At 44.1% G+C, this 19,208-nt stretch carries 11 protein-coding genes; 10 read left to right on the top strand and 1 reads right to left on the bottom strand.

Going from position 1 to position 19,208, the window contains the following annotated elements:
* Positions 1-36: 36 nt before the first annotated feature.
* The 8 genes from DW173_RS05245 (at position 37) to DW173_RS05210 (ending at position 13,107) form a co-directional block, all read left to right on the top strand.
* On the top strand, positions 37-1,044 hold the full coding sequence (locus tag DW173_RS05245) for a FecR family protein (RefSeq protein WP_004313561.1): 1,008 nt from the start codon (positions 37-39) through the stop codon (positions 1,042-1,044).
* 228 nt (positions 1,045-1,272) lie between these two features.
* Positions 1,273-4,635: a TonB-dependent receptor gene (locus DW173_RS05240; protein ID WP_008024830.1), complete on the top strand. Its 3,363-nt coding sequence runs from the start codon at positions 1,273-1,275 to the stop codon at positions 4,633-4,635.
* Positions 4,636-4,640: 5 nt separating this feature from the next.
* Entirely contained in the window at positions 4,641-6,281 is a 1,641-nt protein-coding gene (locus DW173_RS05235) for a SusD/RagB family nutrient-binding outer membrane lipoprotein (RefSeq protein WP_008024828.1), read from the top strand.
* 25 nt (positions 6,282-6,306) lie between these two features.
* A complete protein-coding gene (locus DW173_RS05230; RefSeq protein ID WP_008024826.1) occupies positions 6,307-7,209 on the top strand; it encodes a glycoside hydrolase family 18 in 903 nt (300 codons plus the stop codon).
* Between the two features lie 12 nt (positions 7,210-7,221).
* A complete protein-coding gene (locus DW173_RS05225; protein ID WP_120143959.1) occupies positions 7,222-8,520 on the top strand; it encodes a DUF1735 and LamG domain-containing protein in 1,299 nt (432 codons plus the stop codon).
* A gap of 35 nt (positions 8,521-8,555) precedes the next feature.
* Positions 8,556-10,136, top strand: a complete 1,581-nt coding sequence (locus DW173_RS05220) for a BT_3987 domain-containing protein (RefSeq protein WP_120143958.1) — start codon at positions 8,556-8,558, stop codon at positions 10,134-10,136.
* A 199-nt stretch (positions 10,137-10,335) separates the two neighbouring features.
* Entirely contained in the window at positions 10,336-11,103 is a 768-nt protein-coding gene (locus tag DW173_RS05215; protein WP_117683237.1) for a DNA-binding domain-containing protein, read from the top strand.
* Between the two features lie 285 nt (positions 11,104-11,388).
* Complete coding sequence (locus tag DW173_RS05210; protein WP_008015586.1) at positions 11,389-13,107, top strand: ATP-binding protein; 1,719 nt, start codon at positions 11,389-11,391, stop codon at positions 13,105-13,107.
* Between the two features lie 47 nt (positions 13,108-13,154).
* On the opposite strand, the gene DW173_RS05205 is transcribed toward DW173_RS05210, so the two are convergent.
* Positions 13,155-14,717, bottom strand: coding sequence for an ATP-binding protein (locus DW173_RS05205; protein ID WP_008641128.1), 1,563 nt, complete (start codon positions 14,715-14,717; stop codon positions 13,155-13,157).
* A gap of 123 nt (positions 14,718-14,840) precedes the next feature.
* Between DW173_RS05205 and DW173_RS05200 the strand changes: the two genes are divergently transcribed.
* Together DW173_RS05200 and DW173_RS05195 are read left to right on the top strand one after the other, a co-directional pair.
* Positions 14,841-17,018, top strand: coding sequence for a DNA topoisomerase 3 (locus DW173_RS05200; RefSeq protein ID WP_008024816.1), 2,178 nt, complete (start codon positions 14,841-14,843; stop codon positions 17,016-17,018).
* A gap of 109 nt (positions 17,019-17,127) precedes the next feature.
* A complete protein-coding gene (locus DW173_RS05195) occupies positions 17,128-19,167 on the top strand; it encodes a hypothetical protein (protein ID WP_120143956.1) in 2,040 nt (679 codons plus the stop codon).
* Positions 19,168-19,208 lie beyond the last annotated feature (41 nt).

The following is a 19,208-nucleotide window of genomic DNA, read 5'->3' as shown; positions in this document are numbered from 1 at the left end:
GTAAGCGTTTCTAAACAGAACAATAAATATCACCTTATGAAGAATTATATTCGCGATGTAATCGACCGTTATATCAATCACGACTATCCGAAAGAAGTCGATCAGGATTTCCGTACATGGCTGACCGACGAAGAACGTGCCGATGAAAAAGATCATGAACTCAATCAACTTTGGGAGGCTACCGAATCGGCAACGACTTCCGGCTACCGTCATTCTTTGGAACGGATGCGTGAACTGACAGGCATCGGAACGAGGCGCAGGATACATTCTTTACGTACTCATCTGGTAGTGTGGCGCGTAGCGGCAGCTTTGTTGATTGCATTTTCTTCCGTTTCTATCTATCTGGCTTTGCAGAACCGGCAGGCACCAGATTTGTTGCAAGCATATATTCCTACCGCCGAGATGCGGAACATCACTTTGCCGGATGGTACGCAGGTATTGATTAATTCCCAAAGCACTTTACTTTATCCACAGCAATTTAAGGGTGATACCCGTTGTGTGTATCTTGTGGGAGAAGCCGGCTTCAAGGTGAAACGTGACGAAGAGCATCCTTTTATCGTGAAGTCCTCGGACTTTCAGGTGACGGCACTCGGAACGGAATTCAACGTGACAGCCTACCCCGACGAAGAGGAAGTGACAGCTACCCTGATTTCCGGAAAAGTGTTGGTAGAGTACAATAATCAGCAGGGGCAGGAGATCTTGAAGCCGAACGAGCAACTGGCTTATAACAAACGTACCCGCTCCGGAAACGTACTTCATCCTGATATGCAGGATGTCACTGCTTGGCAACGTGGCGAAATCGTTTTCCGCAGTATGACATTGGAAGAAATCTTCACCCGTCTCGAACGCAAATACCCTTACACCTTTGTTTATAGTTTCCGTAGTCTGAAAGAAGACCGGTTCAATCTTACTTTCGGGCAAAATGCTTCTATGGAAGAAGTGATGGATATTATCGCTCGTGTGACGGGAAATCTGGACTATAAAATAGTGGGAGACAAGTGCTATATTTCAGGCACCGGGGAAGGGCGTCTCCGGCACCGATGAAGATAGGCTCCGGTACCGGGGAAGACATGCTTCGGCACCGGGGAACAAAATAGAACTTGTAAACACTGAATATTAACCTTAAAATACATTGAGCCTATGTGGAAAAAATATCCGGGAGAAGCTGCAACCTTCCCCCGGATGTGAAATCGAAATTCTTACTATTAGCGTTAACCAGACGCTACTAAATTCGAGAATCTAACTTTATCTGTATAAACTAATACTAAGAAGATGCAGCAAATTTATGAATTTATAGCCAATAAGCAGGCAATCAGTCGAGTATTTATGCTTTTTTTGTGCTGTCTGCTCCTTTCTACCCCTACTTTTGCTCAAAGTAGTAATGCCCGGATTACGATCCATAAGAAAAACATATCGGTCATCGAGGCATTGAAAGAAGTGGAAAAACAAACGAAACTGTCCGTTGGTTACAACGAGTCGCAGTTGAAAAACAAACCCTCCATCGATTTGGCGTTGGAAAAAGCCACGTTGGAGAACTCTCTCACGGAAATCCTAAAAGGTACAGGATATACGTATCAGCTCAAAGGAAAATATGTCATCATCGTTCCACAAGAACAGAAAGCAACCGAAACTGCTTCCACCAAACGTATCACCGGACGCGTACTGGATGATAGCGGAGAACCGTTGATTGGTGTCAATGTACGTGTGGAAGGTACAAGCATTGGAACTATCACAAACATAGACGGTAACTTTTCGCTCGAAGCTCCTGCAGGAAGTGTGTTGAGTATCAGTTATGTAGGTTACACTCCACAGACGGTAAAAGTAACCGGACAGAATACATATAGCGTGCAACTGGCTTCGGATACAAAACTGTTGAGTGAAGTCGTTGTAACAGCACTTGGCATCAAACGCGAGCAGAAAGCATTGAGCTACAACGTACAGCAAGTAAAGTCCGACGAACTGACCCAAATTAAGGATGCTAATTTTGTAAACAGCCTGAATGGTAAAGTTGCGGGTGTTACTATCAATACGAGCTCTTCCGGTGTCGGTGGGGCAAGTAGAGTGGTGATGCGTGGAACAAAGTCTATTGAACAGAGTAGTAACGCCTTGTATGTGATTGACGGTATTCCGATGTATAATTTCGGTGGCGGAGGAGATACGGAATTTGGTTCAAAGGGAGCTACCGAGGCCATTGCTGATATTAATCCGGAAGATATAGAAAGCATTTCCGTACTGACTGGAGCGGCAGCTGCCGCCCTTTATGGTAGTAATGCGGCAAACGGTGCGATTGTGATTACTACAAAAAAAGGACAGGTAGGTAAGCTGCAAGTAGGTGTATCAAGTGGCATCGAATGGTTGAATGCTTTTAAGATGCCCGAGTTCCAGGACCGTTATGGTACAGGTAGTAATGGTAAAACAGGAAATTCCAATATTTATAGCTGGGGACCGAAGTTAAACTCGGCTGCTCAAACAGGATATGAGCCGGATGATTTTTTTGATACGGGTGCGGTATATACAAATTCCGTTACGTTGTCTACCGGAACGGATAAAAATCAGACTTTCTTTTCTGCGGCTGCCGTCAATTCGGCAGGGATGGTTCCCAACAATAGGTATAACAGATATAATTTCACTTTCCGCAATACGACCAGTTTCTTGAATGATAAGATGAAACTGGATGTAAGTGCAAGCTATATTCTTCAGAACGACCGTAATATGACCAATCAGGGGCAGTACTCCAATCCGTTGGTTTCTGCTTATCTTTTCCCTCGTGGGGATGATTTCTCTATAGTGAAGAATTTCGAGCGTTGGGATGAAGCCCGGAAAATTAGCGTACAGTTTTGGCCGCAGGGCGAAGGTGACCTTCGTATGCAGAATCCTTATTGGATTGCTTACCGTAATCTCCGTCTCAACAATAAGAAACGCTATATGGCTTCAGCAGGTTTGAGTTACCAGATTCTTGACTGGCTGAATGTGGCAGGGCGTGTCCGCATCGACAATACTCATAGCGAATATGAAGGCAAGCTTTATGCAAGCAGTAGCAACACGCTGACTGACGGTAGTTCACAAGGCCATTATACAGTAAATAACGGACAATATTCGCAGACTTATGCCGATGTGTTGGTGAATATTAATAAACGTATTCAGGATTTTACGATTGTAGCCAATATCGGTGCCAGTTATAGTGGAGTGACTAGTAAGGAATTGGGCTATGCGGGGCCTATACGAGAAACTGGTATTCCTAATCTGTTCAATGTTTACGACCTTGACAACGCAAAAAAACGTGCTACGCAGGTGGGTTGGCGCGAAGCGACCGAATCTATTTTTGCCAGTGCCGAAGTAGGGTGGAAAAGTATGCTTTATCTCACCGTTACAGGACGTAACGACTGGGCTTCGCAGCTGACACATTCTCCGCAGGCTTCATTCTTCTATCCTTCCGTAGGGCTTTCGGCTGTCATCACTGAAATGTTGAAACTGCCTGATTGGGTGGATTATCTTAAAGTACGCGGAGCGTTCAGTTCCGTAGGTAATCCTTATCCTCGTTTTCTTACCTATCCTACTTACTCGTATGATGCCAATAAGCAGGACTGGAAATCGCAGACGAATTATCCCATTGGTAAACTATACCCCGAGCGTACTGACTCATGGGAAGTAGGTCTGGATGCAACCCTGTTTAAAGATTTCAAATTGAGCGGATCTTTCTATTACGCCAATACTTATAATCAGACATTTGATCCTCGGCTTCCTGTTTCGTCAGGATATGACAAATTGTATGTACAGACCGGATATGTACGCAACTATGGTTTCGAGGCTATGTTGTCTTATGGGCATCGTTGGGGAGATTTCGGCTGGGACAGCAGCTTTACTTTCTCGGCCAACAAGAATGAAATCGTCGAACTAGTGAAGGATTATGTTCACCCGGAAACGGGCAAAACTTACAACGTCGATAAACTGGAACTCAAAACCGATGAAGGTCGCGGATTCGGAAAGGCGAAATTTATCCTGAAGGAAGGTGGTACGCTGGGCGATCTTTATACCCATGCCGATTTGAAGCGTGATATTAACGGTAATATCCTGATTGACGATAGCGGCAATGTGACAGCCATCGACAATGCCGGTGACATAAAGTTGGGAAGCGTACTTCCTAAGGCAAATTTAGCCTGGAATAATAGCTTCTCTTATAAAGGTATCAATGCCGGTTTCTTGTTGACAGCCCGTTTGGGCGGAATCGTTTATTCGGCAACACAGGCTTATCTTGATCTCTACGGAGTATCTGAAACATCTGCTGCCGCGCGTGATGCCGGAGGAGTATGGATAAACGGCCGTAGCCGCGTGAATCCGCAAAGCTTCTATGAAGTGGTAGCATCGCAGAGCGGATTGCCTACCTACTATACTTATAGTGCTACCAACCTGCGTCTGCAGGAGGCACATATCGGTTACACCGTTCCGCGCCGCTGGCTGGGCAATGTCTGTGATATCAATGTATCCCTTGTGGGCAGAAATCTCTGGATGATCTACTGTAAAGCTCCTTTCGATCCTGAAGCAGTAGCTACTACGAACAACTATTATCAGGGAATCGACTACTTCATGATGCCGAGTACCCGGAATATAGGATTTAACATAAAGATTAACTTCTAAATACTATGATGGACATGAAACGAATATATAACATTCTTCTGATAATGATCCTTTCATTATTTCTGCTTCCGTTGGGCGGTTGTTTCGACAGCGACATCAACCGGAGTATGTACGAAGCGGACGGAGAAGAAATGCAGCGTGAGAATCATATTGTAGGTGCTACGCTCAAAGGAATGCAGGGATTGGTGATTCCTACACGTGAACACCTTTACCAGTTTATGGATGCCATGGCAGGAGGAGCATACGGTGGTTATCTGGAAGGAATTGTAGACACTTGGGTGATGAAATTCTCTACTTTCAATCCCGAACAGGGATGGCTCAAATCCCCGTTTGCCGATCCGATTAAAGACATGTACCCGCAGTACCGCGATATGATGAACAAGACGGATGACCCTGTGGCTTTAGCTTTTGGTAAAATTCTCCGGGTGTGTATCATGCATCGTGTGACGGACATTTATGGTCCGATTCCTTATTCGAAGATGATGGATAATGATAATTCGGGTGAAGACCTGGCTGTCCCTTACGATTCGCAGGAGCAGGTATATACACAGATGCTGAAAGAACTGGAAGAAGCGGATAAAGTGTTGGAGGAAAACAAAGACCTGTCGTCCGAGGCTTTCCGCAAACTGGAAGACTTGTATTACGGAAATATTTCCAAATGGCGTAAGTTTGTACATTCCATGCAACTTCGCATTGCCATGCGTATGAGCTATGTCAATCCTACCGAGGCGCAACGTATTGCGCAGAAGGCTGTGGAAGCGGGAGTGATTGAATCGAATGAGGACAACGCCATGCTTCATGTGGCGGAGAACCGTTCGGAGTTGCTATTTAATAACTGGAATGACTACCGTATCAGTGCCGATTTAGTTTCTATTATGAAAGGTTATGAAGATCCGCGTTTGGATAAGATGTTTGTCAAAGGTGTGCAGACAGTCGATCAGGATGGCGAGAAAGTCGATGTATACGATTATTACGGTGTACGTATCGGCATATTTACCCAGAAGAAAGACGACATGATTAACCTTTACTCAAAGCAGGTGATTTCCAGCACCGATCCTTATCTCTGGATGAATGCGGCGGAGGTGACTTTCCTTCGTGCCGAGGGCGCGTTGCGTGGTTGGAATATGGGAGGCGATGCGCAGGCATTGTATGAAAAGGCTATTGCCCTTTCATTCGAAGAGCGTGGCGGAGCCACCGGAGCGGACCAATATGTGAAGGATGCGACGAAAAAGCCTATAGACTATGTGAACCCGATGGACGGGGCTGATATTAAGTATAGCCATCCGGCGGTAAGTACCATTACGATTGCCTGGGAACCTGGAGCGGAGTATTTCGAACGGAACCTGGAGCGTATCATTACTCAAAAATGGATTGCAATATTCCCGCTGGGGCTGGAAGCATGGGCGGAACATCGTCGTACGGGCTACCCGAAGTTGTTGCCTGCCGTGGAGAATAAAGACCCCAATAATAGTGTGAATGTAACAATCGGTCCCCGTCGTCTGCCTTTCCCTGCAGATGAATATACGGGAAATCCGAAATACATCGATCAAGCTGTAGAAATGCTGAATGGTCCCGATGCCGCAGGAACTAAACTTTGGTGGGATAAGAAAGACCATTCCATTGAGAATAGTCAATCTTCAAACTAGAACGAACCTTTAAATCAATGAGATTATGAAATATAAATCAATCTTTAAGTTATGCCTACTGACTACTTTCCTGTCGGTTGCCACCATCAGTTGCGACGACTGGACGGAAATGGAAATACACGATAGTCAGGTGAATGGGTTTAAGGAACAGAATCCGCAAGAATATGCGGCATATACGCAGAATCTTCGCGCATATAAAGCAACGAAACATGCTGTCGTTTATGCCCGGTTGGATAATGCTCCGGAAGTATCTACCGGTGAGAAGGACTTTCTCCGTGCGTTGCCGGACAGTATCGATATAGTGACGATGCGTAATGCCGACCGTCTGTCCGAATATGACCGGGAGGATATGAAGTTGGTACGTGAGGATTATGGTACGAAAGTGCTTTACTATATAGATTGCACGGCTAAAGATAAACTGAATACCTCTATTACTTCTGCTGTTGAGGCAGTGCGTACAGGGACATTTGACGGGCTTGCCCTCGGTTCGGAAGGCTCTGCGGTAGACGTCTCGGCGTTAAAGTCGCTACTGGATGCTTTGGGACAGACACCGTGTCTGTTAGTTTTTGAAGGTACCCCTTCCTTGTTGCCGGAAGCGCAGCGCAGCCTTTTCAACTATTTCGTACTTGATATTTCCGGTGCATCCGATGAATATGATATAGAAACCTCCGTATTTTATGCCACCGGATATGGCAAGGCCGCTCCGGACCGTCTGTTGTTGGCTGTCACTCCTGACGGTACATTGACCGACTATAACGGAGTGACGCGCAATGCCATCGCCGGTGCTGCTTACGGTGCTCTCAATATGGAAACACCATTGGGAGGTATTGCTATTTACAATATCTCTGCCGATTACTACGATACTGATATTATTTATAAACAGACCCGTGGAGGTATTCAATTCCTGAATCCTGCTTCGGCTCACTAAACGATGTAAGCTATGAGAATACATAAACTTTATCAGTGCTTTGCAGCCGCAGTTTTGCTACTTCTGCCGGTTGCCTGCGATAATACGGATTACAGCGAAAAGTCACCGTTCGATAATTCGGCATACTTGAATGTGGCTGCCAGTAAAAATACGGAGGCTTTCACTTTTAACCGTAAGGTGACAAGCCAAACGAAAGTCTTTAACGTGAACTTGACTTATCCGTCGGGGAATGACGTGAAGGTCAGTCTAAAGGTAGACCCTTCAATGATTAGCACCTATAATGCAAAGAATGATACTCACTATGAAGCACTTCCCGAAGCATATTACCAGCTGTCGACAGACGCGGTGACTATTCCGGCAGGGAAGACTACCTCCGAAGAAGTACGCATCAAGTTTCTGAAACTTGATGAATTGGAGATTGATGCTACCTATCTTTGTCCTCTTTCTATAGGAGGAGCCGAAGGAGTAGGCATCATGAACGGTTCACGCACAATGTATTACCTCGTGCGTCGTTCCAGTGCCATCACTACGGCAATGAACCTGAAGAACGTGTATGTTGCCGTTCCGGGATTCGACAAGGGAAGCCCTACCGCAGATGTAGTGAATAATCTGACAGCTATTACAATGGAAGCAATCATACGGATTAACCAGTTTGATGATGAAACAGATATTTCCTCCATAATGGGTATCGAGCAGTATTTGTGTGTGCGTTTGGGAGATACGAGCTTCCCCCGTCAGCAGTTGCAGGTTCAGACCCCTGTGGGTAAATTTCCTACTGCCGACAAAAAACTCCAACTTCAAGCGGGAGAGTGGTATCACATCGCATTGACGTGGGATTTGAATACGCAGGTGATTGCTTTCTATGTGAATGGAAAATTGCAAAGCAGGGAAGAAGGACACGGCAAGAGCGATGTAACAACCATTAGTTTGGGGGATAAACTGGCGGATGATGACACAGGCAATGGCGGTGACTTTAATTTCTATTTCGGACGCTCGTACGGACAATCTAACGACATTAGCCGTCAGTTAAACGGTGATATTTGTGAAGCCCGTATATGGAGCGTGGCACGTACCGAACAGCAAATCTATGAGAATATGTATAATATCGATGACCCGGCAGCCGAATCTGATTTACAGGCTTACTGGAAATTTGACGAAGGTACAGGGAATTCTATTATAGATCGGACCGGACACCATAATGATGCGAAGATGATTCCATACTTTACGGATGGAACCTATACACAGCCACGTCCGAAAACGGAAGCAGAGTTATGGCCCAGTGGTGTGGAAGTGCCTATAATGAATAAATAAGTCAAAGTGGTTATAAACTAAAAACGAATGACGATATGAAACGAATATTAAAATATATCTGGCTTTGGGGGTTGCTGTCTTTATGCGTTTCTTCTTGTGAGGAAGAAGCAGCTGTAATCAATCCTGATGTTTCGCATGATAAACCGACCGAAGTGGTTATAGGTGATTCACCAAGACTGTGCAGCGAGTTGCAGACAGATAATCAACAGGTGTTCCTTATAGTTACTGATAAAGAGAATGAGGTCGTAACAGACCAAGTGTCTGTTGTACTGAAAGAAGCCGCTACGGGAACGAAGAATTTGACAGTGGTGGTAGATAAAGATTTCGATGTGGAAGCTTTCCAATTAGCATATACCAACTCGAATTACACATTGTTACCGGATAATGCTTATGAATTGGGCAATGGTGGTAGTCTGACAATTGCTGCCGGAGCTATGCAATCGGGTAAGATGACTTTAATTCTTAAGGGATGGATGTTACCGGTTCCAGAAAATTTTAATTTAGGAGCTTCTCAGTATTTACTTCCTCTTAAAATAAAGGAAGATGGTAAATATCAAACATTGCTTTATCGTATCAACTGGACAAATGGAAAGCATCGTTTGACTTCATCCAGGAAAGGATATACTTGTATAGGATATGTTGATACTGAAAAGATGAGTCCTTTGGTAAGTTCTGTGTATTGGTTGCAAGAAAATTCTATGGATGGCGATTATACTAAACTATCTCAACTTTTTGATGTTGTAAATCTGCTAAGAGCTACTGTTGGTGCAGGAGGTGAACTGAAATTGAATGCAGACATAAGTCATGTGCTGAAAAATGCAGATAAGTATATCCGTCCCTTGCAGTTAATGGGCATGAAAGTTTGTCTGACGGTGAAAAATAGTTCAGATATAGGCTTTTGTCATCTGACAGATGGTGAGATTGATAATTTGGTAGCACAAGTGAAGATCGCAGTGGAATTGTATGGATTGGATGGCATCGATCTTTGGGACGATAGTGATGAATATGGAGCAGATGGAATAAAGAACGCTAGTGCCTACCCAAAATTAATAAAAGCTTTGCGTGGGGCATTATCAAAGGAAACTATGTTAACGGTTGCTGATAAGGGGGAAGCGACAGCAACCTTTTTTGACAAAGAAAAATGTGGTGGTATAGAAGTTGGCAAATACATTGATTATGCTTACAATGGATATATAAATCAATATTCTATTCCTTTTTGGACTGATTTTGAAGTGCCTGAAACTGAATGGATGATTTGTGGACGACAACCATTTGCCGGGCTAGAAAAGAATCGTTTTGTGTGTTTTACTCAAAATTTCACTCAGAAACTTACAGATATCTATGGTGAAGATGAAGCTTATCTCAACTTTTTACTAGATATGGAGGGTACCGGTAGTTTTCCAGGACTTATAGTTTTTAATGAGAGCAAAAAAGGGTATATTGCTTATGATTTACGTGATAATATAAGAGGAATGGAGGATCTTATAAGAGCTCCAATGGAAGATATGCAATTTTTATATGATCCTAATTTTGAAACTCAAGTACTTAAAAATCCTCACGAGGCTGGTGCAGTTGGAAATGATGCTGATAATACTTATTTCCGTAAAGACTGGTAACAGCTTAAGATGCTAATTCTCCATATTGAGAATCCATAAACCTTTTCTGGTGGCTATTATTTATTCTTTTGATAATAAAGTAGTATATCAGAATTCGTAATCAAACAGTTCTCAGTCATCTCGGACTGGCTGATGGCGAATATGTCTGTAATTTATAGTTGAATACAACAAAATAACTTTTTTACTAATAAATTGAATAATGAAGAATGTATTGAAAATCTGGTTAGTCGACAACACTGTAACCGTCGACAACAAAGACGATAAGATCGGTCAGCTCGAATCGTCCGGTAATCTCTCGTTGCAGGACATACTCGATGAGATGCACAAGGAAGACACCGGGCTCCGTCCCGAAACCATCGAGCACGTCGTGAAGCTCTACAACCGTGTTGTGAGCGATCTCATCCTTAGCGGATATAGTGTCAACACCGGTCTTTACCACGCCGTAGCGCAACTCCGCGGTGTTATCGATGGCGGAAAATGGAATCCCGAGAAGAACTCCGTCTACGTCTCCTTCACCCAAGACAAAGAACTGCGTGAAGCTATCGCCCAAACCTCTATCAGTATTTTGGGCGAACGCCAAAGCGTGATGTACGTTGCCGGATTCTCACCTGCCACCGCCACTGCAGGCCGTCCGTTCACAGTCAATGGCCGTATGTTGAAAATTGCAGGTACGGATTCTTCCGTCGGCATCACTATCACCGACAGCAAAGAACAAACCACACCTGTCGACCTCAATATGTTGGCCGTCAACAACCCGTCACAACTCACATTCATTGTTCCTGCCGGTCTGGCCGATGGCGAATATACCCTCACCGTCACTACACAGTATGCAGGAAGCACGCTCCTGAAGACACCCCGAACCGCTATCGCTACTTTCTACGTCGGCACGAAACCCGATGCAGGAGGCGGCTCCGGTTCCGGTGGTAGCGAAGGCGGTGGAGGAGAGGCTCCCGATCCTGCGGCATAAATGTTCTCTTGGCCTGGCGGAGCAATGTCCCGCCAGGTTTATGCAGAGAGGCTGCATAGCTCTATACACGCATCATGTATAGAGTTGTGCAGCCTTCGTGTATAGGGCTATACATGCTAAATGCATAACTTTGATCTTTTTCTCTGTTTTGCCCTCTTTTTCATCAAAGACTTATGTATATAGCCATAATTGAGCTTGGTATTTATTTATCTTTTTCGCATTATCTTTTTTATGGTACTAATTTATTAGTACTTTTGTCTTTACCGAAAGAAAAGATCAACGATTATGGCAAGAATAACGATTCCATACGCAGTGGCCGACTTCGCAGAAATGCGTGAACGTGGCTTTTATTATGTTGATAAGACAAATTACATTCCGGGGCTTGAAGACTATAATGCTCCCATCTTTCTCCGTCCCCGTCGTTTCGGGAAAAGTCTGCTCATCTCCATGTTGGCCCACTACTACGACCGTACGAAAGCGAATCGTTTTGAAGAACTTTTTGGCGGCACCTGGATTGGCGAACATCCTACGGAAGAACATAATCAATATTTGGTGATTCGTTATGACTTCTCGGCTATGGTGATGGCGGATGATATGGAAGGGGTGGTACAGAACTTCAATGACCTGAATTGTGGACCCGTGGAAGTTACGGTAGAACATAACCGAGACCTGTTTGGTGATTTTCAGTTTACAACTCGAGGAAATGCTGTGCAGATGTTGGAGGAACTTTTGGGTTATATCAGCTCACATGGATTGCCTAAAGCATATATATTGATTGACGAATACGATAACTTCACCAATCAACTGCTTACTTCCTATAATGACTCACTTTATGAGGAAGTAACCACTAGTGATAGTTTTCTTCTCACCTTTTTTAAAGTTATCAAAGCGGGTATCGGCGAAGGCACGATTCGCACTTGTTTCTGCACAGGCGTATTGCCTGTCATCATGGACGACCTGACCAGCGGGTACAACATTGCGGAAATCCTCACATTCAAACCCGTTTTTTTGAATATGCTCGGCTTCACCTATGAAGAAACGAAAACATACTTGCGCTATGTACTTGATAAATATGCTCCCGGTGCAAGCGAAGAACGCTTCGAGGAAATCTGGCAGCTTATTGTGAACAACTACGACGGTTATCGTTTTAGCCCTGTCGGTGAACGTCTTTTTAACTCCACTATCTTAACTTATTTTTTTAAGAAATTTGCCGCTAATGCCGGAAGTATTCCCTCCGAACTGATCGATGAGAACCTGCGTACGGACATCAACTGGATTCGCCGCCTGACTCTTTCGCAGAACAACGCCAAAGAGATGCTCGATGCCCTGGTGATAGGCGGTGAATTGTCATACAACGTCAGAGATCTGTCCGGCAAATTCAACAAGAAGAAATTTTTTGAGAAAGAATTCTATCCCGTCAGCCTGTTCTACTTAGGTATGACTACCCTGAAGAGTGCATACCGCATGGTGCTCCCCAACATGACCATGCGCAGCATCTACATGGATTATTACAACCAACTGAACAAGATCGAAGGTAACGCCAGTCGTTACGTCCCGGTTTATGAACTTTATGATTCCAATCGTAGTTTTGAACCCCTTGTGCAGAACTATTTCGAGCAATATCTGGGACAATTCCCCGCACAGGTTTTCGATAAGATCAACGAGAACTTTATCCGTTGTTCTTTCTACGAGCTTGTCTCCCGCTATTTGAGCCATTGTTACACTTTTGCCATCGAACAAAATAACTCCGTCGGTCGTTCGGATTTTGAAATGATCGGCATCCCCGGCACGGATTATTACACGGACGATCGCGTGGTGGAATTTAAATACTATCGTTCCAAAGATGCCGACCGTATGCTTGCGCTCACCGAACCGCTGGTAGAACACGTAGAGCAAGTGAAAGGTTATGCCGCAGATACAAAAAGAAAATTCCCCAATTACCATGTTCGTTCGTACATTGTGTATATCTGTGCCAACAAAGGGTGGAAGTGTTGGGAGGTTTAATATGAATCATTTGTAGATAAATATGAGGAAGAAGTAATTATACTCTCTTATTCCTCGGGTAGCCATCGACTGACATTTCGTGTGTCAGTACTGAATTCTATTCCAACCTTTTTGACTTCCCGTTCATCTGCCTGATAAGGGATAAGATATCCTTTATCTTCGATTTGCTGTAATGCTTGCTCGGCTGTGCCATTTAGTTTGAATTCGAATACATAAATATACTTCGGTGTTTTGACAACTGCATCAGCCCGTCCTTTTGCACTGCGTACTTCTGCTTGTGTGAACTGTCCCATGAGTTTGAATATCAGATAGAAAACAGTCTGGTAATGCCGCTCTGTCTGGTCATTCAGTTCGTAAGGTATATCGGCAAAGAAGGCTTGAAGGCGGGTTAGAAAAGCATTGATATTGCCACTTTCCAACTCATGGACAAATTTGCCAATATAGAAATCTTGCTCATTATCGGGAATATTAGAGTAGAATGGCAGAAGGAAATTCATAAAGCCATATCTCACTTCATCATTGGGAAAAGCAAGTTGATAAGTCTTGAAACGAGGGTCGTATTCTTTAATCGTCAGATACCCGCTTTGATAAATCAGCGGAATAGGATTCCTGCTTTCTGCCCGGTACTCGTTGAATGACGCTGCGTTTGCTTCCACTCCGTCAATGAGCGTTCGCAGGTCATAGTTGCTATCCATCAGCATCTTGACAAGGAAAGTAGGAGTGCCTGTCTGAAACCAGTAATTCTCAAATTTATATCCATCGAACACATTTAATACACTGAACGGATTGAACATGCCTTCTGCATATTCACAGAAATGATACCCGTCGTAAAGTGAGGTCATCTTATGGATTGTATCTTCTGGTGTCATCCGGTTGTATGAGGCCAGCTTATCCAATTCCGGAGTGAATGTATCTATCAGTTCCTGCTTGGTGATGCCGCAAATGGTGGCATAAGGCGGTTTCATGCTGATATCATTCAGTTGATTCAAATCACTGAATACACTGACTTGTGAGAATTTGGTAACACCTGTCAGAAATACGAAACGCAGATAGCGGTCAGCACTTTTCAATACTCCATAGAATGCTTTTAGCATTTTGCGGTATTCTTCAAACAAGGGCAGATTATCCAGAGCTTGCAAAAGAGGTTTGTCATATTCGTCTACTAATACGACTACTTGCTTTCCGGTTTGCACACATGCGCGTTCTATAATATAGGCGAATCGTTCTTCCGGTTGTCGATCTTGCTTTTCGGTTCCGTAGATTGCTTCCCATTTTTCCAGATGTTGGTTGAGCATCGCTATCAGATCTGCCGGAGAATCATACTTGCGTGCATTCAAGTCAATATGAAAAACCGGATAGACTTGCCAGTCAACTTCCATTTGTGAGATGGCTAGTCCTTCGAATAAGTCCTTGCGTCCCAGAAAGTAAGCCTCGAAAGTGGAAATCAGCAGGCTTTTTCCGAAACGTCGGGGACGGCTAAGGAAATAGGGGATGCTTGTGGACACCATTTTTCCGACAAGGGCGGTTTTATCTACATACAGATAATTTCCTTTGCGGATTTTCTCGAAAGTTTGTATTCCGATGGGCAATTTGCGGTTTAAATCAATCATACTTGTTCTTTGTTATAAGAATTCTACTCTTGCAAAGGTAACATATTTTGTGGGATATTGTTCTTTTAGACAAATATTCGTGTAACTTTGCAAATTGATAGTTTAAAAACAAGAAGAGAAAAAATGATAGTTTGCATAGCCGAAAAGCCGTCTGTAGCACGTGATATAGCCGAAGTACTCGGCGCTCATACCAGAAAAGAAGGATATATAGAAGGAAACGGATACCAGGTGACCTGGACATTCGGGCATCTTTGTACCCTGAAGGAGCCACATGAATACACCCCTAACTGGAAATCATGGAGCTTGAGCAGTCTGCCGATGATTCCGCCACGTTTCGGTATCAAGCTGATTGGGCATGATCCGGGTATTGAGAAGCAGTTTCATGTGATAGAGTGGCTGATGCAGAATGCGGATGAAATCATCAATTGCGGTGATGCCGGGCAGGAGGGAGAATTGATTCAGCGCTGGGTGATGCAAAAAGCTGGCGCACGCTGTCCGGTGAAGCGCCTGTGGATTTCTTCGTTGACGGAAGAAGCTATTCGTGAAGGATTCTCGAAACTGAAAGACCAAGCTGAATTTCAATCACTTTACGAAGCCGGTCTTTCCCGTGCGATGGGTGATTGGCTGTTGGGAATGAACGCTACCCGTCTTTATACCCTTAAATACGGTCAAAACAAACAGGTGCTCTCTATCGGTCGTGTACAGACACCGACGCTGGCATTGATTGTCAACCGTCAATTGGAGATAGCCAATTTTGAACCTAAACAATATTGGGAACTGAAAACAAACTATCGTAATACTACTTTCTCTGCACTCATTCGCAAAAGTGATGAAGAAATTGCCGCGGAAGAGGAAAAGAACGGCGGAAAAAAGAAAATAGATAACCCGGGCATCGACCCTATTGCCAACCGGGAAGAAGGCGAAGCATTGGTAGAACGTATTAAAGACCTACCTTTTGTAGTCACCAATGTCGGCAAGAAAGACGGGAAGGAATACGCTCCACGTTTGTTCGATTTGACTTCCCTTCAGGTAGAATGTAACAAGAAATTCGCTTATTCAGCCGATGAAACACTGAAACTGATCCAGTCTCTTTATGAGAAGAAAGTGGCTACCTATCCGCGTGTGGATACCACTTTCTTGAGCGATGATATTTATCCGAAATGTCCTGCTATCCTGAAAGGACTCCGTGATTACGAAGTCTTGACAGCTCCGTTAGCTGGCACTACACTTCTTAAATCAAAAAAGGTATTTGACAACTCGAAAGTGACGGATCACCATGCCATTATCCCAACCGGAGTCTATGCTCAAAACTTGACGGATATGGAACGTCGTGTCTACGACTTGATAGCCCGTCGTTTTATAGCCGTGTTCTATCCGGACTGTAAAATTTCTACTACCACCGTAATGGGAGAAGTGGATAAGATAGAGTTTCGGGTAACCGGAAAACAAATTCTGGAACCGGGATGGCGTGTCGTGTTTGCCAAGGAAGTAAAAGACCCTACTGAAGAAAAAGAGGAAGAGGATGAAAATGTACTTCCTGCTTTTGTGAAGGGTGAAAGTGGTCCTCATATTCCGGACCTGAATGAAAAATGGACACAGCCGCCCAGACCTTATACTGAAGCAACCTTGCTTCGTGCAATGGAAACAGCCGGAAAACTGGTGGACAATGATGAACTTCGCGATGCTTTGAAAGAGAATGGTATCGGTCGTCCGTCTACCCGTGCTGCAATCATTGAGACGTTGTTCAAGCGAAATTATATCCGTAAGGAAAGAAAGAACCTGATTGCCACCCCGACAGGAGTGGAGTTGGTGCAGCTTATTCACGAAGAATTATTGAAATCGGCAGAATTGACAGGTATTTGGGAAAAGAAGTTGCGTGAGATTGAAAAGAAAACATACGATGCCCGCCAGTTCCTCGAAGAACTAAAGCAGATGGTTTCAGAGATCGTAATGAGTGTACTTTCTGATAATACGAATCGACGCATAACTATTCAGGACGCAGTTGCTGCAAAAGCCGAAGAGAAAGAGAAGAAAGAACCTAAAAAGCGTGAACGAAAACCGAGTACACCGAAAGAAAAGAAACCAAAAGCGGAAAAAACGACGAATGAAGTGAAGACTGATTCGCCCGGTTCTCCTGCTCCGGTGGCCATGGCAGCTTCAACTCCTTCTGCAGCAGGTGAGGTAGATGCGTTTGTAGGTCAACCCTGTCCACTTTGTGGTAAAGGAACCATCATTAAAGGGAAGACTGCTTACGGGTGTTCGGAATGGAGAAATGGATGTACTTTCCGGAAGAATTTCTAATTTTCTGCACAGTAACGAGGTAAAGTGTATGGCTGAAATAGTTTAGTGGAAAACTACTTGATTTATAGAAAAATACATTATATTTGTACATAAATCTATATGGACTACTATGAACCGTTTTGCAAACTACTACAAGAAGATATTCTCGCAAGAGTATATAGATCGCACCATTTCGGGCGGTATCAAGTCACAGCTCACCTTGCTACTCGTTACCATTGCTACGGCGCTGGCTATCTTTTTTATTATCGCGATGCTCTTTTCCATCCAATTGCATGGACACGAGGAATGGGGAGAAAGGCTCTGGGCAGTGTACAACAACTTTGTCGATCCCGGTAACCAAATAGAAGAGACTGCCTGGCCTAACAGGATATTAGTGGGGCTTATCAGCATTTCGGGATCCGTTTTACTGGGCGGTGTGCTCATCTCTACTATCTCTAATATTATAGAGCGGCGTGTGGGAGTGGTATACGCGGGGCGAATGACCTACCGTAATATAAAAAATCATTATGTACTGATCGGATTCAACGAATTGTCTATCAATATGATACGTGAACTGTATGACGAATGTCCTTCGGCACGTATTTTGCTGATGAGCGGTATGGAGTCGGCAACGGTGCGGCATCGTATACAGTCGGCCCTGCCTGTTGAAGTTGAGCGACAAGTGCTTGTTTACTTTGGCAACATTGAGTCGATCGAAGAACTTCAGCGGTTGAACATAGAGAGTGCTATTGAAGTATATGTGCTGGGTGATGAAGAACGTTACGGGCGCGATGCTAAAAATATAGCTATTATGCACTTGGTAAGTACTCTGCGTGGTAAATGTTCTGATGGTAAGATGATGCCTGTGTATGTACAGTTTGATAGCATCCCTTCGTATTCTAACATACAGAAAATGAATCTGCCGCCCGAAGTCTTTTGTATAGAAGGCAAGCCTAATATTTTCTTTCGGCCCTTTAATCTCCATGAAAACTTGGCCCGGCAGCTATGGAGCCTTTATGGAGCTGATTGTGAAAGGCGTTATGATCCGCTGGATTACCGCCCCATAAGCATTACACAACAACCTGATGGAAGTTGGAGCGCTACCAGTCAAGACTATGTGCATCTGGTTATCGTGGGATTCAATCGAGTGGGACGCTCGCTGCTACTCGAAGCATTGCGTATCTGCCATTATGCCAATTATGATGACCGCCTGCCTGCGGATGAACGTATACGTACTCGTATCACTTTAGTGGATCGCGAGATGGAGGCACAGAAAGACTACTTCAAAGCTCAATTCCCCTATATAGAGAGTCAAATAGATGATATTGAGGTGGAATATTGCCATGACGATATTTGCAGTACTGCTATGCGTACCCGTCTGCAACAATGGGCACAAAATAAGCATTGTATGCTTACAGTGGCCATTTGTGTGCATGATCCTGATTTGAGTCTTTCATTAGGACTCAACTTACCACATGAAGTTTATCAGTATCAGTGTCGTGTGCTGATCCGTCAGGAGTTTAATAATGATTTGTCGTCGATGGTGGACGACGAGAAGGGACGCTATCGCTATGTCAAGGTGTTTGGTATGGTAGACAGGGGAATAAAGAAAAACATCTTGCAAGATAAACTGGCTTTGTATGTGAATTACTTATACGATTGTTGTTATGTTGATGAAAGCCTCAAACAAAAAGAGGTATTGAAGAAGATGTATGAATCCTATGGTAACCACTCTGCCGACTTTATTTTGATGAACCACCAGGCGCAGTATTTGTGGAATAAACTAAGCGAACCACTACGTTGGGCTAATCGCTATCAGCTGGATGCCTATAGTGTATTTTGTCGCACACTGGGCTACGGCATCAGACGGAGTGACCACTCACCGGCACACATATCCGAATCTATGTTCAATGAAGATCTGCCAGCTCAAGTTTTATATCTGTTAGTACGCATGGAGAAGTACCGATGGAATGCCGAGCGTACGGTGGCCGGTTGGAAACGTGCTAAGGTGAAGGATAAGGTATTTTTGCAACATCCTCTTATTATGCCTTTCTACGAACTACTACAAAAGCATCCCGAAGAGGTAGAGAAGGATGCTGATGTTATTTATAATCTGCCCTACATACTGGCATTGGGAGGATATGAGCTTTATAGATTGGCTGATCAATAGACCATTTAGTATTTGTATATAACGACACAACATTTTAATAC

It is taken from the genome of Bacteroides sp. AM16-13 (assembly GCF_003602705.1).
Taxonomy (GTDB): Bacteria; Bacteroidota; Bacteroidia; order Bacteroidales; family Bacteroidaceae; genus Bacteroides; species Bacteroides xylanisolvens.
This window is presented reverse-complemented; position numbering and strand designations above follow the sequence as displayed.

Coding starts and splice junctions, on each gene's coding strand:
- DW173_RS05220 (WP_120143958.1), top strand. CDS start 8,556: ATGAAACGAATATTAAAATATATCTGGCTTTGGGGGTTGCTGTCTTTA.
- DW173_RS05205 (WP_008641128.1), bottom strand. CDS start 14,717: ATGATTGATTTAAACCGCAAATTGCCCATCGGAATACAAACTTTCGAG.
- DW173_RS05210 (WP_008015586.1), top strand. CDS start 11,389: ATGGCAAGAATAACGATTCCATACGCAGTGGCCGACTTCGCAGAAATG.
- DW173_RS05230 (WP_008024826.1), top strand. CDS start 6,307: ATGAAATATAAATCAATCTTTAAGTTATGCCTACTGACTACTTTCCTG.
- DW173_RS05225 (WP_120143959.1), top strand. CDS start 7,222: ATGAGAATACATAAACTTTATCAGTGCTTTGCAGCCGCAGTTTTGCTA.
- DW173_RS05245 (WP_004313561.1), top strand. CDS start 37: ATGAAGAATTATATTCGCGATGTAATCGACCGTTATATCAATCACGAC.
- DW173_RS05235 (WP_008024828.1), top strand. CDS start 4,641: ATGATGGACATGAAACGAATATATAACATTCTTCTGATAATGATCCTT.
- DW173_RS05200 (WP_008024816.1), top strand. CDS start 14,841: ATGATAGTTTGCATAGCCGAAAAGCCGTCTGTAGCACGTGATATAGCC.
- DW173_RS05240 (WP_008024830.1), top strand. CDS start 1,273: ATGCAGCAAATTTATGAATTTATAGCCAATAAGCAGGCAATCAGTCGA.
- DW173_RS05195 (WP_120143956.1), top strand. CDS start 17,128: ATGAACCGTTTTGCAAACTACTACAAGAAGATATTCTCGCAAGAGTAT.
- DW173_RS05215 (WP_117683237.1), top strand. CDS start 10,336: ATGAAGAATGTATTGAAAATCTGGTTAGTCGACAACACTGTAACCGTC.